Raw genomic sequence first — 10,399 nt, 5'->3', positions numbered from 1 at the left:
CCCGCACCTCATCCAGCCCCCCACCTAACCCATTGATCTTGCAACCCCCGTCTACTGTGCATGGGGTTGTTTTCGCTACTTTGTTGGTCCATGGCAGAACGCGACGCGTTCAACCCCCACGGGCACCCGATCCGCCGCCTCCTACCCAAGCGAGACCAACATGCACTCTTCCGCCGGCGGCTGGGGCAACGGGCTTCTCGGCGTCATCATCTTCAGCGGCTCGCTGCCGGCGACGCGGGTGGCGGTCGGCGGCTTCTCGGCGCTGTTCCTGACCTCGGCGCGCGCGGTCATCGCGGCGCTGATCGGGGCGGCGGTGCTCGGCCTGCTCCGGCAGGCGCGGCCGCAGCGGGGTGATCTCGCCTCGCTCACCATCGTCGCCATCGGCGTCGTGGTCGGCTTTCCCCTGCTGACGGCGCTCGCGCTCCAGCACATCACGTCCGCGCGGTCCATCGTCTTCATCGGCCTGTTGCCGCTGTCGACCGCGATCTTCGCCGTGCTGCGCGGCGGCGAGCGGCCGCGGCCGCTGTTCTGGCTGTTCGCGTGTCTGGGCAGCGCCACGGTGGCCGGCTTTGCGCTTTCCGACGACGACGCGGGCTCGCTCAGCGGCGATCTCCTGATGGTGGCGGCGATCGTGCTGTGCGGGCTTGGCTATGCCGAGGGCGCCGCGCTGTCGCGCCGCCTCGGCGGCTGGCAGGTGATCTCCTGGGCGCTGCTGCTGGCGCTGCCCTTGATGCTGGCGCTCGCCGTGCTGACATGGCCGCCGGTCTGGAGCGGCATCGGCGTGCCCGCCTGGATCGGGCTCGCCTATGTCTCCGTCTTCAGCATGTTCGTCGGCTTCATCTTCTGGTACCGCGGGCTCGCGCTCGGCGGCATCGCCCGCATCGGCCAGCTGCAGCAGCTGCAGCCGTTCTTCGGTTTGGCGCTCGCCGGCCTTCTGCTGCACGAGCCGGTCGCAGCAAGCATGATCGCCGCGACGGGAATCGTGGTCGCCTGCGTCTTCTTCGCGCGGCGGTTTGCGTGAGGCTTCGCCTCACGCTTCCCATCACGTCTGGCCCATCACGGTTCGCGTCAGCGCGCTCCGTGCGAACTTCTTCAGCGGCATCGGCTTGCCGAACAGAAAGCCCTGCACGACATCGAAGCCGATCTCGCTCGCCGCGACGAGGTCGGCGCGGCTTTCGACCCCTTGCGCCACCGCGCGCGCGCCAAAACCCTGCGCCAGCTCGACGATGTGACGGCACACCGTGCGCTTCAGCCGATCGCCGCCGCTGCCGGTGACGAATTGCCGATCGGCCTTCAGCTTGACGAAGGGAATCTTGTCCAGCTCCATCAGCGACGGCCAGTTGGCGCCGAGATTGTCGATCGACAGGCCGATATTGTGCAGACCGACCTCGCGCGCGACCTCGGCCAGGAGATCGAGCTCGCGGATCGCCTCCTCGCTGTCGATCTCGACCGTCAATCCGCCGAAGGCCGGGTGCGTCGGCACGCGGCGGCAGAGATCGCGCACCGCCTGCGGCTCCCTGAGATAGGAGGCGGGTAGATTGATCGACAGGTCGACCGGACTTTGTTGCTCGAGAAGATAGTGCCAGTCCTGCATGGCGCGATCGATCACGAACTCGGACAGCTCGCGAAAATGCGGATCGTGCGGATCCGGAATGAAATAGGCCGGCGGCACCACGCCCCAAGTCGGATGCCGCATCCGCACCAAGGCCTCGGCGCCGCTGCGGACCAGGGTGCGCGCGTCGATCTTGGGCTGGTACCAGAGCTCGAGCCAGCCGGCATGCAAGGCCTCGCCGACATGCACGGCCGGGCTCGGCGCCGGCTCCTCCGGCAGCAGCATCGCGACGCGCTCGCGCAGCGTCTCCGCGGCGAAGGGCGTGGTCAGCGGCGGCAGCATCGCAAGGCCATATTCGTCGCCGACCTGCCGCACGGCCTTGACGATGATCGAATCGCGGGCGCCGACGGCGAGAACCCGGCCGGCGAATGCTTCGCGCACCAGGATTTCGAGGAACCGTCCCGGCTCGATGCCGTCGGCGGCGACGCCGAGCAGGATCAGGTCCGGCAATTCGCTGGCGAGCACCGTCTTCAGCTCCTCGGCGCTGGCGCATTCGCAGGTGACGAAGCCGAGATCCTCGAGGATCTCGCTGAGGAACGCGCGCAAGTGACGCTTGCTGTCGGCCACACAGGCGCGCGGCGTCACCTTTCGCCGTCCGAAGGTCACAGGCCTTCGTCCGACGAGTTCAGTCATCCCATCGTTCATCGTACACCACTCCCGTTCGTGACGGTTTCTTAAACGCGGAGCGTGGGTCCAAATAAGGAGAGCTTCACATCGCTCTTGAATTATCTGAGTAACGTTAAACCCTGCAATTCGAGCTAATTTGTCGATGAAATCTTTGATGCACCCGCGCGGTTGCTTCGAGGCGGCGAGAAAGCCGGCGCCGGGCCGGCGGCCGACATTGTGAAGCACATCACACGCGCGTTGCCGTACTCGCGCTAAAGCTCGCCTTAGCCGGTGGAGGGCTGTCGAGGACTACAGCTATGTCGATGCGGCGAATGATGTATTGGTGGTTCAGGTTCGTGCTGTCAGGGCGATTCATGGATCGCTTCCTGTGCCTGCCGCGTTAGCCGCGCGGCGCGTTGTGGCTTTTCGCGGCCGAACCGGAGCTAGGTTTGCCCGATCAATTTGCGGAACGCCGCCGCACCGTCCTGCATCGCGTCGCGTCCCTTCCAGGCCAGATAGGTCAGCTTGCCGCCGAACGTATCGTGGCTGCGCAGCCGCCGCGAGCCGAGAATGTGGCCGACATTCGTGGGGAAGCGGCTCACCTCGGCGGAGACCAGCGCCGCGATCGCGTCCATCAGCTGCTGCAGGCGGACACCCCATTCGCATTGCTCGATGCCGTCGATGCGGACCTTGAGCGCATATTCGGTGTCGTAGATGTCGGCGAGCAGGTCGCGGGCGATCAGCACCCGGTTGTGCCGGAGTGCGACACGAAGCGCGAGGCGCTTGTCGTCGAGCCGGTCGAGGACCATGTGAACGACGCAGGCATAGGGGGTTGCAGCGACGTCTGCGGCGGCCTTGCTCGCAGCGGCCCTGGTGGCAAGCCGCACCAATTGCCAGGACATCTTCAGGCGCCGCGCCACCAGCGCCAGCGCGAAGGGCAGCGCCTGGGGATGGGCCTTCTTGAAGGCGTCGAGCTGCGCGGTGATCTGGGCGACCTGGCCGTCGTCGAACTTCGCGATCTTCTCGGGCAGCTTCTCGTTGAACTTCGGCAGTGCATCGCCGGCGCGCAACACATGCAGCATCTTCACGACGTCGTCGAAGGCAGTACGCGAGGCCGTATATTGCCCGAGCTTGGCGCGCGCGGATTCGGCGCTCTCGGGCGAGGCGAGGGTGCTCTCGAGGACCTTGACGACCTTGGTCTGGAAGGTCGAGGCGATCTTCCGGACTTCCTTCGGGTTGTTGGCCGCGACCTGGTCGTTGATCGCCTTGATGTAGTCGCGCGCCATCGTGGGCAGCAGATCGCGGCAGATCCATTCCCAGATCGGGGTGAGGGTATTGCGCGAGATCCGCCCCATATTGGGATGCTCGGGCGCACCGTCGATCAGCAGCAGCTCGAGCGGGGCGAAGAAATAGCGCGACGGGCTGGTGGCGCGCGCCTGGGTCGATCCGTCCTTGCGGAATTCGGCGCGCAAGCGGGCCTGGATGTCGGCCGAACCCGGCATGTCGATGCCGCACAGCTCGAGCCGCTCGAGCTCGCTGAGCAGACAGCTGCGCGACAGCGGCGTCAGCCTCTGCAGAAATTCCGACAGTCGATCGATCTCGTCCATGGCACGCAATCTTTCGCAGCGTGTCCCGCGGGCTTGCGGGCCCAATGCGTGGAGGCATTTGCGCGCTCTCAACCTCCCTAGAGAAGCAAGTCGCCGTTAATTAATCCGTAAAATCCGGGGGACGGATGCCGGAGCAAGGCGGCCGCGGCGGGAGCTTTCCCCGTCCCGGCCCCGGCATTTCGGCAGGAAACTCAACCGCTGCATGGTCGCGTGCGGCACCCCGCAAGCACAAATTGTGCCGAAGCCGTCATTTTAGCGTAAAACAGCCTAAATCACCGTAGTCTTACGGAGCAGAAAGTTAATCACAGACCCGCCCCGGTTCCGCTAAACGAGTGACATGGGGTCACAGAATGATACGGCCGCCGATTCGCGGCCGTCGACATGGCACGAAAGCAGCGCTGCTTCCGCTGAAGAGCCCGATTTCGCCCGCCTGAGCGCCTTGCGTGCCAAGGCGGCGGACGAAATGGCGGCTGCCATCGCCCGCGAGCTCAACGGCCCCCTGACTGCGCTGCTGCTCTATATGGGCGAGATCAAGCATCACAGCGATCAACTGGTCCCCGCGACCGGCGATCGCGCCTATTTGCAGCGGGTGGTGGAGAACGCGCTGGCCCAGACCGAGCGCGTTTGCGGCCTCGTCAAGCAGCTCGCCGGCCCGCCCAAGGGCGGCTTGCCGAGCCCGTCCGAAGAGGCAGAATCGAAGGCCGCCCGCGTGCTGCAGCCGCGGCGGCCGCCGAGCGCCGATCTGCTCGGCCCTTCGGGCCAGAAGCGGCTGACCAAGCGCGAGCGCGAGGTGCTGAGGCTGATCAGCGAAGGCTACTCGAACAAGCAGGGTGCGCTCCGCATGCAGATCAGTCCGCGCACCTTCGAGAGCCATCGCGCCGAGGCGATGCGCAAGCTCGGTGCGCGCAACACCGCGGACCTCGTCCGTGCGGCGCTGCTGCATTCGATCGACTGAGCCGGGCCGGTGCCCGCCGTCGGGCGAGACGCCTATCCCGGAAATTTGGAAATCCGTGGCACTCAGAAATAATCTTCGGCGAACGGACGTGCGCGCGAGGCGGGACGCAGCGGCTTGATCTCTTCCTTGGACGCGCTCGGAATGATCGTGATGGTCCAGCGGGGAGGCATGCTCGATTCCTGCTCCAGCACCGAGCGCACGAAACCGGTCACGGTGGACTCGCCGGCCTTCACCGTCGCCATCCGGCCGTTGAACTGTGCGATGCGGAAGCGACGAACCTCCTTCTGGTCTGCGGTCTCGTAGGTGAACATGGAAAACCCTCCTGGTTTTCCGGGACTATCGCCAGCTATGATTAGCCATCTGTGAAAATCGCAAACCGTAGAAGTACGGCGGGAATGCACGCGCGGGTAGTTTGGAGCATTTTCACGCATGACGAGGGCGTGAAAAAGGAGCCTAGCCTCGCGGCTCCTGCGCGTGCGCGGCGGCGTAGGCCGCATCCATCAGGTCCAGCAGCGCGCGGAATTCGGCCTCGCCGAGGCTTTCCGCGGTTTTCTCCAGCCGCAGCGCCAGCGCAGCGAGCCTGAGATAGCCGAACGTTCCGGCCGCGCTCTTCAACGAATGCGCTTCGCGCGCGATCCTTTCGTGGTGCTGCGCGGGCGAGAGCGTTCGGAACGATTGCAGGCGCGCGCAGGTCTCGCTCCAGAACACGTCGCGCACTTCGCCGGCACCGTCCTCGCCGATTTCGGCCACCAGCGCTTCGTACGCGCCCGGCTCGCGCGCGGGTTCGGCATCGAGCGCCTTCGCAAGCGGGACGGTGACGTCAAACATGGCCTTGCCTGCCTTGATCCGGTTCGTTGTCGCGCGGCACGTCGCGGCGCGCGGCATGTAGCTTGTGTACGGCCTTCGAATTTCAGTTCCGGTAGCAGGATGGCCGGTGTTTGCAGGCCGGCATTAGCCCGCGGTTTACCAAGCGACCGCGTGTTCAATGCGGGCCGAGCAGCCGGTCGTACTGGGCCTTCACGGCGGCGTAGCATTCACACGCGGTCTGGCGCAGCCCGTCGAGGTTGGTGATCTGGATGTGTCCGCGGCTGTAGTGGATGAAATTGGCCTGCTGCAGGGAGTTGGCGACCAGCGACACGCTGTTGCGCCGGGCCCCGATCATCTGGGCCATGGTCTCCTGGGTCAGCAACAGACGCGACTCGCCCGACAGATCATGGGTGTGCAGCAGGCAGCGCGACAGCCGCGACTCCACCGGATGGGCGGCGTTGCAGCCCGCGGTCTGCTGCACTTGGGCGTAGACCGCCAGCCCGTGACGCGTGAGCTGCGTGCGCAGGGCGCTGCTCTGGTCGGCGGCCATGCGCAGGCGGTCCAGATCCACCACCGAGGCGACGCCGGGAACCAGCACGATGGCGGTGTTCAACGCACACGCATCGCCCATGATGGCGAGCGTCCCGAGCAGGCTGTCGCGACCGATCATGGCGACTTGCACATGCTCGCCTTTGGCCAGTTCAACCACCAACGAGATGACGCCGCGGTGAGGAAAATAGGCGCGCCTGAGCGTCTCGCCGGTCTCGACCAGCACCGCGCCGTGGGGCAGATCCATGGTTCGCAGGTGCGGGCGGATCAATTCATAATCATCTGCCGACAATGCGGACAGGAAACCGTTGGACGGACGCGCCATGTTTTCCAAAGCTGCCTCCCCCGTACCCTTGCACCTGCGAATCGCAACGCCCGTATTCACGTCGTGCGCGGGTGAATTCCATCATCTTCGCGGCAGGATATATTGGCAATTGAGACAAGTTGTCCGGCCGAGCAGCGATTGCTGTGCATGCGCGAGCATGACCTGCTCGTGGCGGGGCCATCAGCTTGCGAAAGCGCGCGCTTGCCGCCGCAACCGCGCGGAACGCTGTCGCCCACGACAGATTTGCTGACCATTTCAAACGTCGCGAGGTACGGACGCAACAAATCGAAATCCGCAGCATTGAGCAGCTGCAGCAGCTGGTTGGGCGGGTGGCAGCTCACGGTCATGCAGGTCAATCCGGCGGGTGCGGTGGACGGTAGGGCACGGCGGACCTCGTCACTTGGGTGCACGGCGCGCAGATACTAATCTGAAGGTTGTGGCACCGTCCATATACCCGTTAGAGGGCAGACAGCCTGTCTCATTTGCGGCGGAATTGAGAAGCGCACACTGATTCGCTGACGAGGCGGCCGCCCTGCAACGCCTGCGCGGGAATAAGCGGCAAGGGGGCCTCAGGAGCTGGAAGGCATTGCATCCGCGCTGGCCATCGGGCCGGCTCGCGTCGCCTCGTCCGCTTCCGCAAACGATGTTCGTTTCATCTCTCATCCAAAGCAAAGGAGAAAGGCGTGCCCCACGGTTCAATCGTTGAATCGCCGAAACGGGAAGCTCAATTGGGGCGAGACGATCTGCGCCATATTCTCGTCGTCGACGATGACCCGATGGTGTGCATGGCTATCGAGGTCTACCTCCAGCGCCACAATTTTCGGGTGACGATCGCGGAGGGCGGCGAAGCCGGACTGCGCGCCCTCGAGCAGAAGCAATTCGATCTGATGATCGTCGACATCTTCATGCCGCACATGCGCGGGTTCGAATCGATCCGGATTTTCCACCAGCAGGCGCCCGTCATTCCGCTGATCGCGATGTCCGGCTACGCGTTCGCAAATTTGAACTCGCCCGCGCCCGATTTCCTGCGGATGGCGCTGGAGCTCGGCGCCGCGCGCTGTCTGCGCAAGCCGTTCACGCCGCACGCGCTGCTCGCCGCCATCAACGATTGCCTGGCAGAGCATCGCCTCCGCTCCGACATTGCCACGGCCGTGCAGCTCGGTTAGCGCGGCACGAGCCGCTTCGGCCGCGGGGTAACACTTCGTTTACCTCAAGCGTGGACTGCGCAAATCGCGGCGCCGCGCGCAACGAGTGTGCCGCTGGCTGCGGGCGGCTCGCCTCAATCGCCTGCCGGCCGGCTCTATCGTTCTTCGCGAGCAGGCCTTTTCCACGCGCCTCGATCGGCCATTAGCGGCGCGTTTACCGCACGGCTTGCTCCGTTGCGGCGCGGAGGCGGTTTTGCCGAAAAGCGCCGCAGCATGCAGCAGAACCGCAAACTTCTCTTCAATATCCGTAGTAGCACGGAGGATGAAATTAACGGGACTGTGAAAGGGGATATCTACGATCCAGGATAGGAGCGTCCGTCCCGTGCCAAGAGTGGTTCAGGCGTCGAGTTTAGGTCCAGGTCAGTAAGGCGTAGCTCATGGATGATCTGTTGCGGGAGTTTCTGACGGAGACCAGCGAGAGCCTGGACACCGTGGACAATCAGCTGGTGAAGTTCGAGCAGGAGCCGAACAACGCCAAGATCCTGGATAACATCTTCCGCCTGGTCCACACCATCAAGGGCACCTGCGGCTTCCTCGGCCTGCCGCGGCTGGAAGCGCTGGCGCATGCCGGCGAGACCTTGATGGGCAAATTCCGCGACGGCATGCCTGTCACCGCCGAGGCGGTGACAGTGATCCTGTCCTCGATCGACCGCATCAAGGAGATTTTGGCAGGCCTGGAGGCAACCGAGGCCGAGCCGGAAGGCAACGACCGCGATCTCATCGACAAGCTGGAGGCGATGGTCGAGCAGGGCATGGCCGCCATGGCGGCTGGTCATGCCGCTCCTGTTGCCGATGCGCCGCCGCTGGCGCCGGAAGCCCCGGCGGCTGCGCCCGCCAAGGCGATGACCATGGGCACGCTGGTCGAGCAGACCCTGGAGCGCCCCTTGCGTCCGGGCGAGGTCTCGCTCGACGAGCTCGAGCGCGCCTTCCGCGAGACCGCGATCGAAGCCCCGGTGCCCGCGCCCGTTGCCAAGGCCGAGGTCAAGGCTGAGGTCAAGCCCGCGCCGGCTATTGAAGCCCCCGTTGCCAAGGAAACTGCGAAGGAAGCCGCAAAGCCCAAGGAGAAGGCCGCGCCGAAGAAGTCGATGGCCGACGAGAGCGCGGGCGAGGGCGACCGCGTCGCCAACCAGTCGATCCGCGTCAACGTGGATACGCTGGAGCACCTGATGACCATGGTCTCCGAGCTGGTCCTGACCCGCAACCAGCTCCTGGAGATCTCCCGCCGCAACGAGGACACCGAGTTCAAGGTGCCGTTGCAGCGCCTCTCCAACGTCACCGCCGAGCTGCAGGAAGGCGTCATGAAGACGCGCATGCAGCCGATCGGCAATGCCTGGCAGAAGCTGCCCCGCATCGTCCGCGACCTCTCAAGCGAACTCGGCAAGCAGATCGAGCTCGAGATGCACGGCGCCGACACCGAGCTCGACCGCCAGGTGCTCGATCTGATCAAGGACCCGCTCACCCACATGGTGCGCAACTCCGCCGATCATGGCCTCGAGACCCCCGCCGAGCGCCTCGCGGCCGGCAAGGGCGAGCAGGGCACCATTCGCCTGTCCGCCTATCACGAGGGCGGCCACATCATCATCTGCATCGCCGACAACGGAAGAGGCCTCAACACCGAGAAGATCAAGGCCAAGGCGCTCTCCTCCGGTCTCGTCACCGAGGCCGAGCTGGAGAAGATGAGCGAAGCCCAGATCCACAAGTTCATCTTCGCGCCGGGCTTCTCCACCGCCGCTGCCATCACCTCGGTGTCGGGCCGCGGCGTCGGCATGGACGTGGTCCGCACCAATATCGACCAGATCGGCGGCACCATCGACATCAAGTCGGTCGCGGGCGAAGGAAGCTCCGTCACCATCAAGATCCCGCTGACGCTCGCCATCGTCTCGGCCCTGATCGTCGAAGCCGCCGGCGACCGCTTTGCGATCCCGCAGCTCTCGGTGGTCGAGCTGGTGCGCGCCCGCGCCAACTCCGAGCACCGCATCGAGCGCATCAAGGACACCGCGGTCCTCAGGTTGCGCAACAAGCTGCTGCCGCTGATCCACCTCAAGAAGCTGCTGAAGATCGACGACGGCGCGGCTAGCGATCCCGAGAACGGCTTCATCGTGGTGACGCAGGTCGGCAGCCAGACCTTCGGCATCGTCGTCGACGGCGTCTTCCACACCGAAGAGATCGTGGTGAAGCCGATGTCGACCAAGCTGCGTCACATCGACATGTTCTCCGGCAACACCATTCTGGGCGATGGCGCGGTCATCATGATCATCGACCCCAACGGCATTGCCAAGGCGCTCGGCGCCGCCGGCTCCTCGGCCCACGACATGGGCGACGAAGCCGCCGGCCATCACATCGGAAGTGGCGAGCAGACCACCTCGCTGCTGGTGTTCCGCGCCGGCTCGTCGCAGCCCAAGGCGGTCCCGCTCGGCCTCGTCACCCGCCTGGAGGAGCTGCCGGCCGACAAGATCGAGTTCTCGAACGGCCGCTACATGGTGCAGTACCGCGAGCAGCTGATGCCGCTGGTCGCCATGGACGGCGTCACCATCGCCAGCCAGGGCGCCCAGCCGATCCTGGTGTTCGCCGACGACGGCCGCTCCATGGGCCTCGTCGTCGACGAGATCATCGACATCGTCGAGGAACGGCTCAACATCGAGGTCGGCGGCTCCTCCTCCGGCATTCTCGGCTCGGCCGTGATCAAGGGCCAGGCCACCGAGGTGATCGACGTCGGCCACTTCCTGCCGATGG

At 65.2% G+C, this 10,399-nt stretch carries 10 protein-coding genes; 4 read left to right on the top strand and 6 right to left on the bottom strand.

The genetic code is table 11. From position 1 onward, the window contains the following. The first annotated feature begins 160 nt into the window (after positions 1-160). Complete coding sequence (locus HZZ13_RS36195; RefSeq protein WP_197964196.1) at positions 161-1,021, top strand: DMT family transporter; 861 nt, start codon at positions 161-163, stop codon at positions 1,019-1,021. A gap of 21 nt (positions 1,022-1,042) precedes the next feature. On the opposite strand, the gene HZZ13_RS36190 is transcribed toward HZZ13_RS36195, so the two are convergent. Both HZZ13_RS36190 and HZZ13_RS36185 read right to left on the bottom strand, forming a co-directional pair. Then, a complete protein-coding gene (locus tag HZZ13_RS36190; RefSeq protein ID WP_197964195.1) occupies positions 1,043-2,257 on the bottom strand; it encodes an EAL domain-containing response regulator in 1,215 nt (404 codons plus the stop codon). A gap of 404 nt (positions 2,258-2,661) precedes the next feature. Next, entirely contained in the window at positions 2,662-3,825 is a 1,164-nt protein-coding gene (locus HZZ13_RS36185; RefSeq protein ID WP_197964194.1) for a hypothetical protein, read from the bottom strand. Positions 3,826-4,162: 337 nt separating this feature from the next. Between HZZ13_RS36185 and HZZ13_RS36180 the strand changes: the two genes are divergently transcribed. Next, positions 4,163-4,780, top strand: coding sequence for a helix-turn-helix domain-containing protein (locus tag HZZ13_RS36180; RefSeq protein ID WP_197964193.1), 618 nt, complete (start codon positions 4,163-4,165; stop codon positions 4,778-4,780). A 62-nt stretch (positions 4,781-4,842) separates the two neighbouring features. Here the strand turns inward: HZZ13_RS36180 and HZZ13_RS36175 are convergent, their stop codons facing one another. The 4 genes from HZZ13_RS36175 to HZZ13_RS36160 all read right to left on the bottom strand — a co-directional run bounded on the left by HZZ13_RS36175 (position 4,843) and on the right by HZZ13_RS36160 (position 6,808). Further along, positions 4,843-5,091 carry a hypothetical protein gene (locus HZZ13_RS36175; RefSeq protein WP_197964192.1) on the bottom strand — a complete coding sequence of 83 codons (249 nt, stop codon included), beginning with the start codon at positions 5,089-5,091 and terminating at the stop codon, positions 4,843-4,845. Between the two features lie 142 nt (positions 5,092-5,233). Further along, complete coding sequence (locus tag HZZ13_RS36170; protein WP_197964191.1) at positions 5,234-5,608, bottom strand: Hpt domain-containing protein; 375 nt, start codon at positions 5,606-5,608, stop codon at positions 5,234-5,236. A 154-nt stretch (positions 5,609-5,762) separates the two neighbouring features. Beyond that, positions 5,763-6,461 (bottom strand): Crp/Fnr family transcriptional regulator, encoded by a 699-nt coding sequence (locus HZZ13_RS36165; RefSeq protein WP_197964198.1) that lies wholly within the window; start codon positions 6,459-6,461, stop codon positions 5,763-5,765. Between the two features lie 56 nt (positions 6,462-6,517). Continuing rightward, on the bottom strand, positions 6,518-6,808 hold the full coding sequence (locus HZZ13_RS36160) for a hypothetical protein (protein WP_246504697.1): 291 nt from the start codon (positions 6,806-6,808) through the stop codon (positions 6,518-6,520). Between the two features lie 396 nt (positions 6,809-7,204). Between HZZ13_RS36160 and HZZ13_RS36155 the strand changes: the two genes are divergently transcribed. Further along, entirely contained in the window at positions 7,205-7,627 is a 423-nt protein-coding gene (locus tag HZZ13_RS36155; RefSeq protein ID WP_197964197.1) for a response regulator, read from the top strand. A 416-nt stretch (positions 7,628-8,043) separates the two neighbouring features. After that, the coding region (locus tag HZZ13_RS36150) for a chemotaxis protein CheA (RefSeq protein ID WP_197964190.1) at positions 8,044-10,399 on the top strand (2,356 nt) is incomplete at its 3' end.

This window comes from Bradyrhizobium agreste (genome assembly GCF_016031625.1).
Taxonomy (GTDB): Bacteria; Pseudomonadota; Alphaproteobacteria; order Rhizobiales; family Xanthobacteraceae; genus Bradyrhizobium; species Bradyrhizobium agreste.
The sequence above is the reverse complement of the archived record's forward strand: the minus strand, read 5'-3'. Positions and strand labels throughout refer to the sequence as shown.